This window comes from Enterobacter cloacae complex sp. 2022EL-00981 (genome assembly GCF_028737495.1).
Classification (GTDB): domain Bacteria; phylum Pseudomonadota; class Gammaproteobacteria; order Enterobacterales; family Enterobacteriaceae; genus Enterobacter; species Enterobacter cloacae.
Map to the genome: position 1 here is coordinate 1 of NZ_JAQZRK010000019.1, position 17,410 is coordinate 17,410.

The following is a 17,410-nucleotide window of genomic DNA, read 5'->3' on the forward strand; positions in this document are numbered from 1 at the left end:
GGGGTCCTCCGGGGTTTTTCCCCCCCCCCGCCAGTACCACAGAAAGCGCCATACAGCGTTCCCCCGCCGCGCCGTAGGCCGCGCCCATAATGGCGTTGGTTGCCATCTCCATGTCGGCATCCGGCATTAAAATGCAGTGGTTTTTCGCCCCACCCAGCGCCTGACAGCGTTTGCCGTGGGCGGACGCGGTCTGGTAGATATATTCCGCAATCGGCGTAGAGCCAACAAAGCTCACGGCCTGCACGCGCGGGTCGGTCAATAGCACATCAACGGATTCTTTATCCCCCTGCACCACGTTAAACACGCCGTCCGGCAGGCCGGCCTCTTTCAGCAGTTTTGCCAGCGCGAGCGCCAGAGAGGGATCTTTTTCTGATGGTTTCAGCACGAAGGTATTGCCGGTCGCCAGCGCAATCGGGAACATCCACATCGGCACCATCGCCGGGAAGTTAAACGGCGTGATCCCGGCGCAGACGCCGAGCGGCTGCATCAGCGAGTGGCTGTCCACACCGGTGCCCACGTTGGCAGAGTGTTCACCCTTTTGCAGATGCGGGATGCCACAGGCGAACTCCACCACTTCCAGGCCACGGGTCAGCTCGCCTACCGCGTCGGAGAAGACCTTACCGTGCTCTTCGCTGATAAGACGGGCCAGACGTTCCATATTCTCTTCCAGCAGCGCTTTGAAGCGGAACATCACACGCGCGCGCTTAAGCGGAGAATGACGCGCCCACGCCGGAAACGCCTGCTGCGCGGCGGCAATCGCCTGCTCCGTTTCCTGTGCCGTACTCATCACCACCTGACGGATCTGCTCGCCGGTGGCCGGGTTGAAGATCGCCTGAACGCGCTGGCCTGAACCGGTGACACATTCGCCGTGAATAAAATTCGCTACCGTCTCCATCCTTAACCTCTCGCTGTTGATACGTGACTGTTACCTGAACACTGTGTACTGAACACTATATATGAAACAAATATTCCATTTTAAGTTGAAATAAAATAAATGATGATTATTGTGATCAAGGATGGATTTTTATGTTAACAGGCAACAACACTGACGCAGCGTGCGCTATTAAGGATTTTCAGGCGATGAAATGAGTGAAGTTTCTGTTTCATTTTTGCTGCCAGATGGATGGCCAACATTTAAAAGACGCGGTTTTGCGTTTAGAATCATAAGACTGTATTTGGGGGATAACATGACGACAGCAACCAGCCTGAACGAACTGCAGCAGCAAATCCGCGATCGCTACGATAGCCTGAGCAAGAGGCTGCAGCAGGTCTCCCGCTATGTACTGGATAATACGAACAGTGTGGCGTTTGATACGGTTGCGGTCATTGCCGAGCGTGCCGATGTGCCGCCCTCGACGCTGATCCGTTTTGCCAATGCCTTTGACTTTACCGGCTTCAACGAGATGAAACAGCTGTTTCGTATGAACCTGGTGGAGGAGACCGCCAGCTACAGCGATCGCGCGCGGCTGTTCCGCGAAATGGAGAGCGAAGCCGTGCCGGAAACGCCGCTCGATATTTTGCAGGAGTTTGCCCGCTCGAACGCGCAGGCGCTGCAGCAGTTGGCCGCCCGCGCCGAACCGGAGATGCTGGAGCGCGCCGTACAGCTTCTGGCCGACGCGGACACCATCTACATCGCCGGACTGCGCCGCTCCTTTAGCGTCGCTGCTTATCTCACCTATGCTTTAAGCCACCTGGAGTGCCGCCCAATTCTGCTCGACGGCATGGGCGGTATGCTGCGTGAGCAGATCAGCCGCATTAAGGCGCGCGACATTGTGGTGTCGATCAGCTTCTCGCCGTACGCGGAAGAGACGGTGATGGTCAGCGAAACCGCCGCCAGCGTCGGCGCGCGGCAGATTGTGATTACGGACAGCCAGATTAGCCCGCTGGCGACATTTAGCGATCTCTGCTTTGTGGTGAAAGAGGCGCAGGTGGATGCGTTTCGATCTCAGTCGGCAACGCTGTGCCTGGTGCAGTCGCTGGTGGTGGCGCTGGCGTATAGGTTGGGTGAAGGGAAGTAAGGAAATAAAAAACCCCCTGCGCAGGCAGAGGGTTTTGGTGTTAACTCAGAGGGGGATTATTCCCACTCAATCGTAGCCGGTGGCTTACCGCTGATGTCATACACCACGCGGGAAATACCGTTCACTTCGTTGATGATGCGGTTAGACACACGGCCCAGGAAGTCATACGGCAGGTGCGCCCAGTGCGCGGTCATGAAGTCGATGGTTTCCACCGCACGCAGGGAAACAACCCAGTCGTACTTACGGCCATCGCCCATAACGCCGACGGAGCGAACTGGTAGGAACACGGTGAACGCCTGACTCACTTTGTTATACAGGTCAGCTTTGTGCAACTCTTCGATGAAGATAGCATCCGCGCGACGCAGCAGGTCGCAGTACTCTTTCTTCACTTCGCCCAGCACACGCACGCCCAGACCCGGCCCCGGGAACGGGTGACGGTAGAGCATGTCGTACGGCAGACCCAGTTCCAGACCGATCTTACGCACTTCGTCTTTGAACAGCTCACGCAGCGGTTCAACCAGACCCATCTTCATCTCTTTCGGCAGGCCGCCCACGTTGTGGTGAGATTTGATGACGTGTGCTTTACCGGTTGCGGATGCCGCAGACTCGATCACGTCAGGGTAGATTGTGCCCTGTGCCAGCCACTTCACGTCTTCCAGCTTCAGCGCTTCTTCGTCGAACACTTCCACGAAGACGCGGCCGATGATCTTACGTTTGGCTTCCGGATCGTTGACACCGGCCAGCGCGTCCAGGAAGCGCTGTTCGCCTTCCACATGAACGATGTTCAGACCGAAGTGGTCACCAAACATGTCCATGACCTGCTGGGCTTCATTCAGACGCAGCAGACCGTTGTCCACGAATACGCAGGTCAGGTTTTTACCGATAGCGCGGTGCAGCAGCATCGCGGTTACGGAGGAGTCAACGCCACCGGACAGGCCGAGAATGACTTTGTCATCGCCAACCTGCTGACGGATGCGCTCAACGGCGTCGTCGATGATTTTAGCCGGGGTCCACAGCGCTTCACACTGGCAGATATCGCGCACGAAGCGCTCCAGCATGCGCATACCCTGACGGGTGTGGGTCACTTCCGGGTGGAACTGCACGCCGTAGAAGCGTTTCTCTTCGTTCGCCATAATCGCGAACGGGCAGCTTTCGGTGCTGGCAACGGTCACGAAGTCGGACGGGATAGCGGTCACTTTATCGCCGTGGCTCATCCACACGTCCAGCAGCGGTTTGCCGTCTGCGGTCAGGGAGTCTTCGATACCGCGCACCAGCGCGCTGTCGTTCACCACTTCAACCTGTGCATAGCCAAACTCACGCTCGTTAGAGCCTTCTACATGGCCGCCCAGCTGCATTGCCATGGTCTGCATACCGTAGCAGACGCCGAATACCGGCACACCCGCTTCGAACACGTACTGCGGTGCGCGCGGGCTGTTCTCTTCGGTGGTGCTTTCCGGGCCGCCGGACAGGATAATGCCGCTAGGATTGAATTCGCGAATCTGTGCTTCCGTGACATCCCACGCCCACAGTTCACAGTAAACGCCCAGTTCACGCACGCGACGCGCCACCAACTGAGTGTACTGAGAACCAAAGTCCAGGATGAGAATGCGATGTTTATGAATGTTTTCCGTCATTGACGCTAATTCCGAGGCAAGTGAAACAAAAACAGAGCGCCCGGCATGAGCCGGGCGCGGAAACTTATCAGGAGCCCAGACGGTAGTTCGGGGACTCTTTGGTGATCGTCACGTCGTGAACGTGGCTCTCCTGGATACCCGCACCGCTGATGCGTACGAATTCCGCTTTAGTACGCAGCAGGTCAATGGTACCACAGCCGGTCAGACCCATACAGGAGCGCAGGCCGCCCATCTGCTGGTGAATGATCTCTTTCAGACGGCCTTTATAGGCAACGCGCCCTTCGATACCTTCCGGCACCAGTTTGTCAGCGGCGTTATCGGTCTGGAAGTAACGGTCAGAAGAACCTTTGGACATCGCGCCCAGAGAGCCCATACCGCGGTAAGATTTGTAAGAACGGCCCTGGTAGAGTTCGATTTCACCCGGGGATTCTTCAGTCCCTGCCAGCATGGAGCCAACCATCACCGCGGAAGCACCTGCGGCGATCGCTTTAGCGATGTCGCCAGAGAAGCGGATACCGCCGTCTGCGATGACCGGAATACCGGTGCCTTCCAGCGCTTCAACCGCGTCAGAAACCGCAGTGATCTGTGGAACACCTACACCGGTCACGATACGGGTTGTACAGATGGAGCCTGGGCCGATACCCACTTTCACCGCGCTGCAACCTGCATCAGCCAGCGCGCGAGCACCTGCGCCCGTCGCCACGTTACCGCCGATGATCTGCAGATCAGGATATTTCGCACGGGTGTCGCGAATACGTTGCAGAACGCCTTCGGAGTGGCCGTGGGAGGAGTCAATCAGCAGCACGTCAACGCCTGCGGCAACCAGCGCATCAACACGCTCTTCGTTACCGGCACCTGCGCCAACCGCAGCGCCTACGCGCAGACGGCCATGCTCGTCTTTACAGGCGTTAGGTTTACGTTCTGCTTTCTGGAAGTCTTTAACGGTGATCATACCGCGCAGGTGGAAGTTCGCATCCACAACCAGCGCTTTCTCAACGCGTTTTTCGTGCATTTTTGCGAAGACGACATCACGCGCTTCACCTTCACGCACGGTCACCAGACGCTCTTTTGGCGTCATATATACGCTAACCGGCTGGTTCAGGTCGGTCACGAAACGCACGTCACGGCCGGTGATGATACCCACCAGCTCGTTCTCTTCGGTCACCACCGGGTAACCGGCAAAGCCGTTACGTTCGGTCAGGGCTTTCACTTCGTGCAGGGTGGTGGTTGGCAGAACGGTCTGTGGATCGGATACGATGCCGGATTCATGCTTCTTCACGCGGCGAACTTCTTCAGCCTGACGCTCGATAGACATGTTTTTGTGAATAAAGCCAATGCCACCTTCCTGTGCCAGGGCAATAGCCAGGCGCGCTTCAGTCACGGTGTCCATTGCCGCAGAGAGCATAGGAATGTTCAGGCGAATGGTTTTCGTCAACTGCGTGCTGAGATCGGCAGTATTCGGCAGAACGGTGGAGTGAGCGGGAACGAGGAGGACGTCGTCAAACGTCAGTGCTTCTTTAGCGATACGTAGCATGGGCAATATCTCTGACCTGGGTGGTTAAATATTGCCGTGGCATTATACAGAGCGTAACCGATTGCATCCACACTTTTTTATAAAAAAACCTTGCACTCACCTCTCAGCAGGTTACTATCGACTGAATAACTTGCTGATTTAGAATTTGATCCCGCTCACATGTTATCCTCTCAATCCCCCTCAATTTATACTGTCAGCCGCCTGAATCAGACGGTGCGTTTGCTGCTTGAGCAGGAAATGGGGCAGGTCTGGATCAGCGGTGAGATCTCTAACTTCACGCAGCCCGCTTCCGGCCACTGGTACTTTACGTTAAAAGACGACACCGCCCAGGTGCGCTGCGCCATGTTCCGCAACAGCAACCGCCGCGTGACGTTTCGTCCTCAGCATGGCCAGCAGGTGCTGGTGCGCGCCAATATCACATTGTATGAACCGCGCGGCGACTACCAGATTATCGTCGAGAGCATGCAACCTGCGGGCGAAGGCTTACTCCAGCAGAAGTATGAACAGCTTAAGGCTGCGCTTTCGCAAGAGGGGTTGTTCGACCAGCAGTATAAAAAGCCCCTGCCCTCACCAGCCCACTGCGTTGGGGTAATCACTTCGAAAACCGGTGCCGCGCTGCACGATATTTTGCACGTCCTCAAGCGTCGCGATCCTTCCCTGCCCGTTATCATCTACCCGACCGCTGTTCAGGGTGAGGATGCACCAGGCCAGATTGTGCGTGCCATTGAGCTGGCGAACGCGCGTCAGGAGTGCGACGTATTAATCGTTGGGCGTGGCGGCGGCTCGCTGGAAGATTTGTGGAGCTTCAACGACGAGCGCGTGGCGCGGGCGATTTTTGCGAGTGCTATTCCCATCGTGAGCGCGGTCGGGCATGAAACGGATGTGACGATAGCCGATTTCGTTGCGGATTTACGCGCGCCTACGCCGTCTGCTGCGGCGGAAGTGGTGAGCCGCAATCAGCTGGAGCTGCTGCGTCAGATCCAGAACGGCCAGCAGCGCCTGGAGATGGCGATGGACTACTTCCTCGCTAACCGTACCCGCCGCTTTACCCAGCTTCATCACCGCCTGCAGCAGCAGCATCCACAGCTTCGCCTTGCGCGTCAGCAAACCGTGCTGGAGCGTCTGCGCCAGCGGATGAACTTCGCGCTGGATAATCAGCTCAAGCGCGCGATGTCGCGTCAGCAGCGCGTGACGCAGCGCCTGAATCAGCAAAACCCGCAGCCGAAAATTTACCGCGCACAAACGCGCATTCAGCAGCTGGAGTATCGTCTGGCAGAAACTGTCCGGGCACGACTTAGCACCACCCGCGAACGCTTTGGCAATGCGGTGACCCATCTTGAAGCGGTTAGCCCACTTTCTACCCTGGCACGCGGCTATAGCGTTACCACCGCCACTGACGGCAAAGTGCTGAAGCAAACCAAACAGGTGAAAGCCGGAGACGTGCTGACCACCCGTCTGTCGGACGGCTGGGTGGAAAGCGAAGTGAAAGGCGTGATGCCGGTAAAAAAACCTCGCGCCCGTAAAAAGGCGTAATCAGCGATGGCTCTCTGGCGTGACGGCTAGCATCAGCCAGGACATGCCTGAAAAAATCGCCAGCGCAGCCACTGCGCTCGTTAACCCCAGAAGCAGGCCAAAAAGGATAGCCCCCACAACCTGCCCACCTGCCAGCATAAGAAAGGCCAGGCTGACTCCAGCCGCAGGTGAAGGATGTGCGATCTCTGCCCCCTTCACCAACAATACCCCGGACAAAATCACATACCCCGCGCCGCTCATGGCCACTGCCGGAATAAGCCACCAGGAGAAACCGTGGCTTATTGTCAGAACCGCCAGAGAAATGGCCATGAAGATCTGGGATAAACGATAGACCCCCCGCATGCCGATACGCCTTGCCATACTTCCGGTAAATATGGCAACAATCCCCGCCCCGCCGCTTATCAGCCAGAGAACATTGGTCGCTGCGCTATCCAGCTCCGTGTGACGCATAAGTATTTCCGGGCCAAAGCTCCACCATGCGGCGCTGGCCATACCGCTGATAAAGGCAATCCCCAGCAGCCGAAACATGCCGGGTTTGCGTACGATAGATAGCACCTTTGGCGTTGACTCACGGGATTTCGCCGCAGATGACGGCAGATACCGCCACAAAGCCGGCAGGCACAGCAGCGCCATAATAGCGAACACAACACAGGCTGCCCGCCAGCCCCCGGGCATGAAAAACAGAACGGGCACCGAGAGAATGATCCCACCGCTCGTTCCGGCATTGATGGTGGTATTCACATGGAGCTGACGGTCAGGGGCGATCCTGTCATTAACCGCCCCGGCAAGGGCCGGTGAGGCCAGGCCCGAGCTCAGCCCGGCAATAAATAAACCTGTCGCCAGCATCGTTGAATGTGCCGAAGTCGCGAGAATGAACAACCCCGCGGCGGCGGCGATGGCCGCCAGCAAGGCGGGCAAACGAGGCCCAACGCGCGCAATAAGGTATGAGGCCATAAATATCGACATGCAATACGCCGCATAACTACAGGAGGCTATAAACCCCGCCACCTGCGGGGTGAAAGGGATAGCCTGGCGGATATCAGGCAGCATCAGGCCCCACGAAAACCTTGCCATACCATAGGTCACCGCGATGATTGAAAACCCGGTTATGCTCAGCGAAGTCTGTCTGTTCATTACGCTCCTCTTACTTAATGCCGTTTAAAAAACCTAAACGGTGGTGAAGCGTTGCGCCAGTTTTTAAGGAGACGAATTGTCCGACTTACAACCAGCACCGGTTTAATGTTTTACACTTAAGAAGATTCTTTTTTCGGCATTGCCAGAAAACAGGAGAGTTGCATGACCCGAATTCACAGCGTGATCCCCCCCTATATTCTTCGTCGTATTATCGAAAGCGGTTCTGAGCCGCAGCAGCGCTGCGCCCGCCAGACTTTAACCCATGTCCAGACGCTAATGGCCCACATGCCCGGTAAACCAGCCGCGCCGCACGTGAGCAAAGCCGGACAGTTGGAGCGTGATATCTACGATGCGAAACAGACCCAGGAGCTGCCAGGCACGCAGGTGCGCTATGAAGGCCAGCCGTCCAATGGGGATGTGGCCGTCGATGAAGCCTATGACTATTTAGGCATCACCCACGATTTCTTCTGGAAAGAATACCAGCGTGACTCGCTCGATAATAAAGGGCTGATCCTCACCGGCACCGTGCATTATGGCCGGGAATACCAGAACGCCTTCTGGAACGGTCAGCAGATGGTCTTTGGCGATGGCGACGGGGAAATATTTAACCGTTTTACCATTGCCATCGACGTTGTGGCGCACGAACTCAGCCATGGCGTTACCGAGACCGAAGCCGGGCTGATCTATTTTGAACAATCGGGTGCGCTGAATGAGTCCCTGTCGGACGTGTTTGGCTCGCTGGTTAAACAGTATCACCTGAAGCAAACCGCCGACCAGGCCGACTGGCTGATTGGCGAAGGTCTGCTGGCGAAAGGGATTAACGGCAAAGGACTGCGCTCCATGTCGGAGCCGGGCACCGCCTATGACGATCCTCTGCTCGGTAAAGATCCGCAACCGGCGCACATGAAGGATTTCATCAAAACGCGTGAAGATAACGGCGGCGTCCATCTTAACTCCGGCATTCCCAACCGGGCGTTTTATCTGGCCGCAACGGCAATCGGCGGCTATGCCTGGGAAAAAGCGGGTTATGCCTGGTACGACACAGTTTGCGATCGCAATCTGCCACAAGATGCGGATTTTGATGCCTTCGCAAAACTGACGATAGCCCACGGCGAAAAGCGCTCGGGCAGCGACGTTGGGGCGGCAATAAGACAAGCCTGGGAACAGGTGGGAGTGCTGTAAATGCAGGTTCCGGAACTGACGGATGACGCCGTGGTTGAGCTGGCCCGGGAAGGCGGCGTCGCTTTTATTCCCAGGCTGAGCGGCCAGCGCACCATCACGCTCTCATCTCTCAATGAGGCGCAGCGTCAGCGTGTGGTGAGTATTCTGGAGCAAGCCATTCCGCGTGGGCAACCGCCTGGTCAGACGTCGTCACCAGGCAGCGGTGACCAGCGTTATTTTCGTATCCAGATCTTCTGGACCCGGCACAACGAAGCGCAGTATACCGATATTATTGTGCTGGTACCGGAGCAGGAAGCGCCCGAATCGCTGGTTGAACTCTGGCAGAAAGGCGAAGGCTGCGTGTGTGATTAAGCCCCGACAGGGACGAACTCCACGCGTTTTTTAGAGATCAGGCCGTGGCCGTTCTGGCAGAAATAGTCCACCGCACCGCAGGCCTTTAATACCTGGAGTGGCTGATGGCACTCCGGGCAGCGGGCTTCGAGCGCAATATCTTTGTGACAGTGTTCGCAGTAAGCCACGCCGTTTTGCGGCTCCAGCTCGGCATGGCAGGTTGGACAGGCGATCGACATAGTAACTCCTTAAGCAGGTTGCCGGGGCGAAGCGGTCGCCCCGGCGGATCGATTATACCGCCTCAGTGGCAGGTTTCGTCCGGGCATTTTCCAGCATGCGACGAACCGGCACAATGAGAACGATCAGTACCGCAGCACAAATCAGCAGCGCGATGGAGCAACGCGCGAAGAGATCCGGCAGCATATCCAGCTGGTCGGCCTTCACGTGGCCGCCAATCAGACCGGCAGCCAGGTTACCCAACGCACTTGCGCAGAACCACAGCCCCATCATCTGGCCGCGCATTCTTTCTGGTGCCAGCAGGGTCATGGTAGCCAGACCAATCGGGCTCAGACACAGCTCACCCAGCGTCAGCATCAAAATACTGCCTACCAGCCAGAACGGCGAAACGCCTGCCCCGCCGTTGCTCAGCACATTCTGCGCCGCCAGCATCATCAGGCCAAAGCCCGCCGCCGCACAGAGAATACCAATAACAAACTTGGTGATACTGCTCGGGCGAATGTTCATGGTGGCAAGCTTCGGCCACGCCCAGCTGAATACCGGCGCCAGCAGAATGATGAACAGGGCGTTGATCGACTGGAACCATACGGCCGGAATTTCGAAATCACCGATCATGCGATTGGTGTAGTCGTTGGCAAACAGGTTAAAGGAAGTCGGTTTCTGTTCAAACGCGGACCAGAAGAACGCAGCGGAAACCAGCAGGATAAAGCAGACCAGCAGTCTGGCGCGCTCTTTACGGGTCAGGCCCGCGAAGATGAACAGATAAATAAAGTAGAGCGCAACGGATGCCGCAATCACATAGACCAGCATACTGGCCACCGCGACCGGGTTAATCACAATGACCCCCTGGGCGATCAGCGTGACGAGAACCGCCACCCCAACCGCCAGCGCCAGCAGCCACGCGCCCACGCCGTTGCGTTTGACCACCGGGCTGTTCCAGGTGGAATCGAGGCCCACTTCGCTGTCGTAGCGCTTCATGGACGGGACAGCAAACACGCGGAAGATAATCAGCGCCACCAGCATCCCGATGCCGCCAATACCAAAGCCCCAGTGCCAGCCGTGGGTTTTAATCAACCAGCCAGAAATCAGCGGCGCAATGAACGAGCCCATGTTGATGCCCATATAGAACAGCGAGAATCCGCCGTCACGACGCGCATCGCCTTTTTTATACAGGGTGCCGACCATCACGGAGATACAGGTCTTGAACAGGCCCGATCCCAGCACAATAAACATCAGGCCGATAAAGAACAGGTTGTTCCCCATCACCGCCGAGAGCGCAATCGACAGGTGGCCGAGCGCAATCAGAATCGAACCGTACCAGACGGCTCGCTGCTGGCCGAGCCAGTTATCGGCCAGCCAGCCACCCGGCAGCGCGGCCAGGTACATGGTACCGGCGAAGATACCGACAATCGCCGAGGCGTTTTCACGCGCCAGCCCCATGCCGCCGTCATAGACGGTGGCGGCCATAAAGAGGATCAGTAACGGACGAATGCCGTAAAACGAGAAACGCTCCCACATCTCGGTAAAGAACAGCGAACCGAGCGGATAAGGATGGCCGAAGAACGTTCGGCTTTCTTTTTGATTAACAGAGGATTGCATAATTCTCCCGAAAGGTATGTCGTTGTGCTGAAAGCACCGCGCGTACGCCGGCCAGTTACGTATCTGACCGATTTTTTACATGCGGCGAAAAATGAGTTAACCATTTGATAACCAGGCGCTAGTTTTGTCTAGTACCTGACCCTGGACTTTAAGATGAAAATTCGACGATTGTCTACTTTCTTAGATTTAAACATGGTTAAAAGCGAATAGTGATTGACTTCACACAAGGAAGGCAGGCGTTTTGTATGGGCGAAAAAAACCCGCGACAGGCGCGGGTTTTCGTAAGATCGCAAAGCTTATTTGCTTTTCTTAATGTGCTTAATCAAACGCTTACGCTTACGCATCTGGTTTGGCGTCAGGGTGTTACGCTTGTTAGCAAACGGGTTATCCCCTTCCTTGAACTGGATACGGATAGGGGTGCCCATCACGTCCAGCGATTTACGGAAGTAGTTCATCAGATAACGCTTGTAGGAATCCGGCAGGTCTTTCACCTGGTTGCCATGAATCACTACGATTGGCGGGTTATAACCACCGGCGTGGGCGTATTTCAGCTTCACGCGACGGCCACGTACCAGCGGCGGCTGATGGTCTTCTGCTGCCATGTTCATGATGCGGGTCAGCATAGCGGTGCTCTGACGACGGGTGGAGCTGTCATATGCTTCACGCACGGAGTCGAACAGGTTACCCACACCGCTGCCGTGCAGCGCAGAGATAAAGTGCACGCGAGCAAAGTCGATGAAGCCCAGACGGAAGTCCAGCGTCTCTTTCACCTGCTCACGAACTTCATTGCTCAGGCCATCCCATTTGTTCACCACGATAACCAGTGAGCGCCCACTATTGAGGATAAAGCCGAGCAGCGACAAGTCCTGATCGGAGATACCTTCACGCGCGTCGATAACCAGCAGCACAACGTTGGCATCTTCAATCGCCTGCAGGGTTTTGATGACGGAGAATTTCTCCACCACATCGGTGATTTTTCCGCGCTTACGCACGCCCGCGGTGTCGATGAGCACATACTCACGCTCATCACGCTCCATCGGGATGTAGATGCTGTCGCGGGTGGTGCCCGGCATGTCGTATACCACCACACGCTCTTCGCCCAGAATACGGTTAGTGAGCGTAGACTTACCTACGTTTGGACGCCCCACAATGGCCAGCTTAATCGGCAGATCCTGCGGGTTGAATGTCTCTTCAGGCTCTTCTTCTTCGCCTTCTTCACCGTCTTCGAACTGCGCCCAGTATGCCGCGTCTTCGTCCACCTCTTCCGGTGGGTTCACTTCGTCAACCCACGGCAGCAGAACGGTTTCCAGCAGGCTGGTCACGCCACGGCCATGCGATGCGGCGATCGGGTAGATGTCACCCAGACCTAAAGACCAGAAATCGGCGATCGCCTGATCGGCATCGATACCGTCAGTTTTGTTCGCCACCAGGAAGGTCGGTTTTTCACGCGAACGCAGATGTTTAGCAATGGCGGAATCCGCAGGCATCAGGCCAGCACGGGCATCCACCATAAACAACACGACGTCTGCCTCTTCGATGGCCAGCAGAGACTGCTCCGCCATGCGGGTTTCAACGCCGTCTTCTGTCCCGTCGATACCACCGGTATCGATACAGATGAACTCGCGTCCTTCCACCTCTGCACGACCGTACTTACGGTCACGCGTCAGACCCGGGAAATCCGCAACCAGCGCATCACGGGTGCGTGTTAAACGGTTAAAAAGAGTGGATTTTCCAACGTTAGGGCGCCCGACAAGCGCGACCACAGGTACCATGTTTGAAGCCTCATAAAATTCAAAATAACGTCGCTTTCGCAGCGTTTTTAAAAATGTCAAAACGGCTCCTGAGTGAACAGGAGCCGTTTAGTATACTACAACCGCCGGGTAATTAACGCGTGATCGCGTACAGCGTGCCGTCTTTTGCCTGAATCAGCAGTTTGCCGTCAGCCACAACCGGGTCGGTGAGGAAGCCAGAGCTGTCGACTTTTTGCTGCGCAGTAAAGCGGCCCGTCTCCGGATCGATCCAGTGCATGTAGCCTTCGCTATCACCCACCACCAGGCTACCGTTATACAGCGCCGGTGCGGTCAGCAGACGGTGCAGCAGATCGCTTTGCGTCCACAGCGTCACGCCGCCATCGGTGCTCAGCGCCAGCAGACGGTCGTTCTGGTCAACCATATAGATACGGTTACCATCAACAATGAAATCATTCACTGAGCCCAGTTCACGTTTCCACATGATCTGGCCACTGCGCAGATCGAGCGCGGTCAGGTTGCCGTTATACGCCAGCGCATAAACCACACCGTTGACGATAACAGGCGTCGTGTCGACGTCGTTCAGACGGTCGATTTCAGTTGACCCCGTCGCCTGAGAAATACGCTGCTGCCAGATCATCTGACCTTGCTGCATCAGCACCGCGCTCACACGACCGTTATCACCACCCACAATGGCAGCACCAAAGGCTGTCGCCGGGGCAGATTCGCCGCGCAGGGAGAGTGATGGCATATCCAGGTTGACGGTCCATTTCACCAGACCATCGGCTTCGTTCAGCGCCTGTAGCTGGCCGTTGCTGGTGTGGATCAGCACCAGGCCGTCGCTCACCACCGGACGAGACAGAGACTCACCGGCAACCGTGGTTTGCCAGGCAACAGAACCGTCGCTGGTGTTCAGGGCATAGACCTGTGCTTTTTCGCTTCCCACATATACGTGACCGCCGGCAACGGTCAGGCCGCCAGACAGCAGTGCAGGTTTACGGGAGAACCAGCCGTCTTTTTCCGCCAGGTTAACGGACCACACTTCTTTTCCGTCATCGGCGTTAAGCGCTTTTACGGTACCTTTACGGTCAGCCGCATAGATAACGCTGTCAGCAAAAGCCGGGTGCAGGTTGGAATAGAAATCACCAATTCCATCCCCCACGGAAGTACTCCACGCGGTTGACGGGGTAAACTGGTTTTCAACCGTCGGCAGCGGGGACATTTTCACAACGTCTTCTTCGCCACTGAACAGTGAACAGCCACTCAATAACGTAACAGAAAGCAGTCCTGGCAGAAGTAATTTACGCAATTGCATCGGGTCCCTCTCAGACGGACAAATTATTTATTTTCATCTGCATCATTTCGCTCAGCGCAGGGGATGCATTGCTATCTACACCAGCTTGCCACGCTTTACGCGCGCCCGCTTTATCACCTTTGCTCAGCAGTGCTTCACCGCGCAGATCGGCAACGATGGCAGCAAAACCTTCGCCTTTGATGGTATCGAGCGTTTTCAGCGCTTCATCAGCTTTTTTCTGCTGAACCTGGATACGGGCCAGGCGCAGATTGATAACCGCTTTCAGGTTGTCATCGCTGGCGGCCGCAAGCCCCTGCGACAGCTGGGCAGCCGCTTTATCCAGTTCGTTCTTGTCGATGTACTGCTGAGCCACTTCCAGCGCGGCCAGCGCACCGTAGGTGTTTTTGTTGTCAGCGGCAAATTTCTCTGCTGCCGTCAGCGTTTGCGGCTGATCGGCACGAATGGCGCTCACGGTATTTTCATAGGACAGAGACGCGCCGCGCGCGGAATCCGCCTGATGATTGTTCCAGTAGCGCCAGCCAATCAATGCACCTACACCTAAAATAACCCCAACAACCAGCGCTTTGCCGTTTTCAGCAAAGAAGCGTTTGATCGCGTCGACCTGGTCGTGTTCGTTCTCGTAAATTTCCACGCAGTCCTTCTCCTCAGTCCAGTGCCAGTAATTTGCGCAGATGCTCTGTTACAAATAGTTGACTGACATTGACTTGTTCACCTGTATCCAAATCCTTAACGCCGACCATTCCCATGCCAAATTCGAAATCATCAATGATTAGAGCAATGCGAGCTTTTCTTTTGTTAGCACGGGCAATTTGCTTTTTCATATTACCGCCACCGTGGTTCACCATCAGCTTAACATCTGGTAACTGGTCACGGATGTGTTCAGCAAGCTGCATCGCCGCAGACTGCGTTTCCGCGCCTGAGGCCACCAGGTATATATCGACAACGGAATCTGCTTTAAATTCCGGATTAACTGCCTGAACCAGCAAAACAAGTCGCTCAAGGCCCATTGCGAAGCCAACCGCAGGCGCGGCACGGCCGCCAAGCTGCTCAACCAGACCGTCATAACGGCCGCCAGCACACACGGTGCCCTGCGAACCGAGGCTGGTGGTAACCCACTCAAACACGGTACGGTTATAGTAGTCCAGACCGCGCACCAGGCGCTGATTAACGGTATAGGCAATGCCTGCTGCTTCGAGCAGTTTGCAAAGACCAGCAAAGTGTTCGCGAGACTCGTCGTCCAGGTAATCGCCTAATGCAGGCGCATCGTTCAGCAGCGCCTGCACGTCCGGATTTTTGGAATCAAGCACGCGCAGCGGGTTGCTGTACATGCGACGTTTGCAGTCTTCGTCCAGCTTCTCTTTGTGCTCTTCAAGGAACGCCACCAGCGCATCGCGGTAGTTAGCACGCGCTTCCAGAGAGCCGATAGAGTTCAGCTCCAGAGAGACGTGCTCGGAGATGCCCAGCGCACGCCACCAGCGGGCGGTCAGCATGATCAGCTCAGCGTCAATGTCGGGGCCTTGCAGGCCAAACACTTCCACACCCAGCTGGTTGAACTGGCGATAACGACCTTTCTGCGGACGTTCGTGGCGGAACATCGGGCCGATATACCACAGGCGCTGCTCCTGATTGTACAGGAGACCATGTTCGATGCCGGCGCGTACGCAGCCCGCCGTACCTTCAGGACGCAGCGTCAGGCTGTCGCCGTTGCGGTCCTCAAAGGTGTACATCTCTTTTTCAACCACGTCGGTCACTTCGCCGATCGCGCGTTTGAATAACGGGGTCTGCTCTACAATCGGCAAACGGATTTCGCTGTAACCGTAGCTGCCGAGCACCTGTTTCAGTGTGCCTTCAATGCGCTGCCAGATGGCGGTTTCGCCAGGCAGATAATCGTTCATGCCGCGGATGGCTTGAATGTTTTTTGCCACGTTTATTCTCTTTCTATATACAAAAAAGAACCCAAAGAATGGGTTCAATCATACATGGGAAGCACTTCGCTTCCCATCACGTTATTTTTCAACCTGCTGAACGCTGATGCGCTGCGCTTCGTCCATCATCGACGCTTTGGCACGAATGCGCGCTTCAAGCTGGTCGATCATATCACTATTATCCAGACGATCTTTACGAACGCCATCTTCATAGAGACCACTTTTGTTGTTACCGCCGGTGACGCCCAGCGTTGACACCAGCGCTTCACCCGGGCCATTCACCACACAACCGATGATGGAGACGTCCATTGGGGTGATGATGTCTTCAAGACGTTGCTCCAGGGCATTCACGGTTCCGATGACGTCAAACTCCTGACGTGAACAGGTTGGACAGGCAATGAAGTTGATCCCACGTGCGCGGATACGCAGTGATTTCAGAATGTCGAAGCCAACTTTGATCTCTTCGACCGGATCGGCCGCCAGCGAAACGCGCAGGGTGTCGCCGATCCCTTCCGAGAGCAGCAGACCCAGGCCGATGGCTGATTTGACAGAGCCACTGCGCAGGCCACCCGCTTCGGTGATCCCAAGGTGCAGGGGCTGCTCGATCTGCTTCGCCAGCAGACGATAGGACTCTACCGCCAGGAAGACATCGGAGGCTTTTACGCTGACCTTGAACTGATCGAAGTTAAGACGATCCAGATGATCAACGTGACGCATGGCGGATTCAAGCAGCGCCTGCGGCGTGGGTTCGCCGTACTTTTCCTGCAGATCTTTTTCCAGAGAACCGGCGTTCACGCCGATACGGATGGGGATGTTCTTATCGCGTGCGCAGTCCACCACCATGCGGATACGCTCTTCGTTACCGATGTTGCCTGGGTTAATACGCAGGCAGTCGACGCCGTATTCGGCAACTTTAAGCGCAATGCGGTAGTCGAAGTGGATGTCTGCAACCAGCGGCACACTGACCTGCTGTTTGATCAGTTTGAACGCCTCTGCGGCGTCCATGGTTGGCACGGAGACGCGAACAATGTCCGCGCCTACGCGTTCTAAGGCTTTGATTTGGTTGACCGTCGCTTCCACATCCGTGGTGCGCGTATTGGTCATCGACTGGACGGCGATAGGCGCCCCATCGCCGATTGGCACATTCCCAACGTAAATCCGTTTTGATTTTCTACGTTGAATCGGAGCCTGGTTATGCATGAAAAATCTCCCGCGTAGCCC

General features: G+C 56.1%; 15 protein-coding genes. 4 read left to right on the plus strand and 11 right to left on the minus strand.

Annotated features, from left to right (window positions below; all coding sequences use genetic code 11):
- The coding region (locus tag PUZ33_RS16200; RefSeq protein ID WP_274205346.1) for an aldehyde dehydrogenase family protein at positions 1-895 on the minus strand (895 nt) is incomplete at its 3' end.
- 292 nt (positions 896-1,187) lie between these two features.
- On the opposite strand from PUZ33_RS16200, the gene PUZ33_RS16205 reads away from it, so the two are divergent.
- A complete protein-coding gene (locus tag PUZ33_RS16205) occupies positions 1,188-2,018 on the plus strand; it encodes a MurR/RpiR family transcriptional regulator (RefSeq protein ID WP_008502123.1) in 831 nt (276 codons plus the stop codon).
- Between the two features lie 56 nt (positions 2,019-2,074).
- Here the strand turns inward: PUZ33_RS16205 and guaA are convergent, their stop codons facing one another.
- Both guaA and guaB read right to left on the minus strand, forming a co-directional pair.
- Positions 2,075-3,652 (minus strand): glutamine-hydrolyzing GMP synthase, encoded by a 1,578-nt coding sequence (gene guaA, locus PUZ33_RS16210; protein ID WP_013098264.1) that lies wholly within the window; start codon positions 3,650-3,652, stop codon positions 2,075-2,077.
- A gap of 67 nt (positions 3,653-3,719) precedes the next feature.
- On the minus strand, positions 3,720-5,186 hold the full coding sequence (gene guaB / locus PUZ33_RS16215; protein WP_013098265.1) for an IMP dehydrogenase: 1,467 nt from the start codon (positions 5,184-5,186) through the stop codon (positions 3,720-3,722).
- Between the two features lie 159 nt (positions 5,187-5,345).
- Here guaB and xseA point away from each other — a divergent pair, with 159 nt between their 5' ends.
- Complete coding sequence (gene xseA / locus PUZ33_RS16220) at positions 5,346-6,719, plus strand: exodeoxyribonuclease VII large subunit (protein ID WP_058680678.1); 1,374 nt, start codon at positions 5,346-5,348, stop codon at positions 6,717-6,719.
- Here xseA and PUZ33_RS16225 read toward each other — a convergent pair whose 3' ends face one another.
- The gene (locus PUZ33_RS16225) at positions 6,720-7,853 is read right to left on the minus strand and encodes an MFS transporter (RefSeq protein ID WP_058680676.1); all 1,134 of its coding nucleotides are present in this window, start codon (positions 7,851-7,853) and stop codon (positions 6,720-6,722) included.
- A 162-nt stretch (positions 7,854-8,015) separates the two neighbouring features.
- Here PUZ33_RS16225 and PUZ33_RS16230 point away from each other — a divergent pair, with 162 nt between their 5' ends.
- Together PUZ33_RS16230 and PUZ33_RS16235 are read left to right on the plus strand one after the other, a co-directional pair.
- Positions 8,016-9,035: a M4 family metallopeptidase gene (locus PUZ33_RS16230; protein WP_023620379.1), complete on the plus strand. Its 1,020-nt coding sequence runs from the start codon at positions 8,016-8,018 to the stop codon at positions 9,033-9,035.
- Positions 9,036-9,386 (plus strand): protealysin inhibitor emfourin, encoded by a 351-nt coding sequence (locus PUZ33_RS16235; RefSeq protein ID WP_013098269.1) that lies wholly within the window; start codon positions 9,036-9,038, stop codon positions 9,384-9,386.
- Here PUZ33_RS16235 and PUZ33_RS16240 read toward each other — a convergent pair.
- The 7 genes from PUZ33_RS16240 to ispG all read right to left on the minus strand — a co-directional run bounded on the left by PUZ33_RS16240 (position 9,383) and on the right by ispG (position 17,389).
- Positions 9,383-9,604: a zinc ribbon domain-containing protein gene (locus PUZ33_RS16240; RefSeq protein ID WP_020690017.1), complete on the minus strand. Its 222-nt coding sequence runs from the start codon at positions 9,602-9,604 to the stop codon at positions 9,383-9,385. The two genes, PUZ33_RS16235 and PUZ33_RS16240, sit on opposite strands and share 4 nt — an antisense overlap.
- A gap of 52 nt (positions 9,605-9,656) precedes the next feature.
- A complete protein-coding gene (locus PUZ33_RS16245) occupies positions 9,657-11,201 on the minus strand; it encodes a peptide MFS transporter (RefSeq protein WP_013098271.1) in 1,545 nt (514 codons plus the stop codon).
- Between the two features lie 296 nt (positions 11,202-11,497).
- A complete protein-coding gene (der, locus tag PUZ33_RS16250) occupies positions 11,498-12,973 on the minus strand; it encodes a ribosome biogenesis GTPase Der (RefSeq protein WP_029882245.1) in 1,476 nt (491 codons plus the stop codon).
- Positions 12,974-13,085: 112 nt separating this feature from the next.
- A complete protein-coding gene (gene bamB, locus PUZ33_RS16255) occupies positions 13,086-14,264 on the minus strand; it encodes an outer membrane protein assembly factor BamB (RefSeq protein ID WP_029882244.1) in 1,179 nt (392 codons plus the stop codon).
- A gap of 10 nt (positions 14,265-14,274) precedes the next feature.
- On the minus strand, positions 14,275-14,895 hold the full coding sequence (locus tag PUZ33_RS16260; protein WP_013098275.1) for a YfgM family protein: 621 nt from the start codon (positions 14,893-14,895) through the stop codon (positions 14,275-14,277).
- A gap of 13 nt (positions 14,896-14,908) precedes the next feature.
- Entirely contained in the window at positions 14,909-16,189 is a 1,281-nt protein-coding gene (gene hisS, locus PUZ33_RS16265) for a histidine--tRNA ligase (protein WP_058680674.1), read from the minus strand.
- A gap of 81 nt (positions 16,190-16,270) precedes the next feature.
- Positions 16,271-17,389 carry a flavodoxin-dependent (E)-4-hydroxy-3-methylbut-2-enyl-diphosphate synthase gene (ispG, locus tag PUZ33_RS16270; protein WP_058680671.1) on the minus strand — a complete coding sequence of 373 codons (1,119 nt, stop codon included), beginning with the start codon at positions 17,387-17,389 and terminating at the stop codon, positions 16,271-16,273.
- Positions 17,390-17,410: the final 21 nt, after the last annotated feature.

Excerpts from the sequence above, each read along its gene's own strand:
- PUZ33_RS16230 (WP_023620379.1), top strand. The coding sequence starts at position 8,016 with ATGACCCGAATTCACAGCGTGATCCCCCCCTATATTCTTCGTCGTATT.
- ispG (WP_058680671.1), bottom strand. The coding sequence starts at position 17,389 with ATGCATAACCAGGCTCCGATTCAACGTAGAAAATCAAAACGGATTTAC.
- PUZ33_RS16235 (WP_013098269.1), top strand. The coding sequence starts at position 9,036 with ATGCAGGTTCCGGAACTGACGGATGACGCCGTGGTTGAGCTGGCCCGG.
- der (WP_029882245.1), bottom strand. The coding sequence starts at position 12,973 with ATGGTACCTGTGGTCGCGCTTGTCGGGCGCCCTAACGTTGGAAAATCC.
- guaA (WP_013098264.1), bottom strand. The coding sequence starts at position 3,652 with ATGACGGAAAACATTCATAAACATCGCATTCTCATCCTGGACTTTGGT.
- guaB (WP_013098265.1), bottom strand. The coding sequence starts at position 5,186 with ATGCTACGTATCGCTAAAGAAGCACTGACGTTTGACGACGTCCTCCTC.
- PUZ33_RS16225 (WP_058680676.1), bottom strand. The coding sequence starts at position 7,853 with ATGAACAGACAGACTTCGCTGAGCATAACCGGGTTTTCAATCATCGCG.
- PUZ33_RS16245 (WP_013098271.1), bottom strand. The coding sequence starts at position 11,201 with ATGCAATCCTCTGTTAATCAAAAAGAAAGCCGAACGTTCTTCGGCCAT.
- bamB (WP_029882244.1), bottom strand. The coding sequence starts at position 14,264 with ATGCAATTGCGTAAATTACTTCTGCCAGGACTGCTTTCTGTTACGTTA.
- PUZ33_RS16205 (WP_008502123.1), top strand. The coding sequence starts at position 1,188 with ATGACGACAGCAACCAGCCTGAACGAACTGCAGCAGCAAATCCGCGAT.
- xseA (WP_058680678.1), top strand. The coding sequence starts at position 5,346 with ATGTTATCCTCTCAATCCCCCTCAATTTATACTGTCAGCCGCCTGAAT.
- PUZ33_RS16240 (WP_020690017.1), bottom strand. The coding sequence starts at position 9,604 with ATGTCGATCGCCTGTCCAACCTGCCATGCCGAGCTGGAGCCGCAAAAC.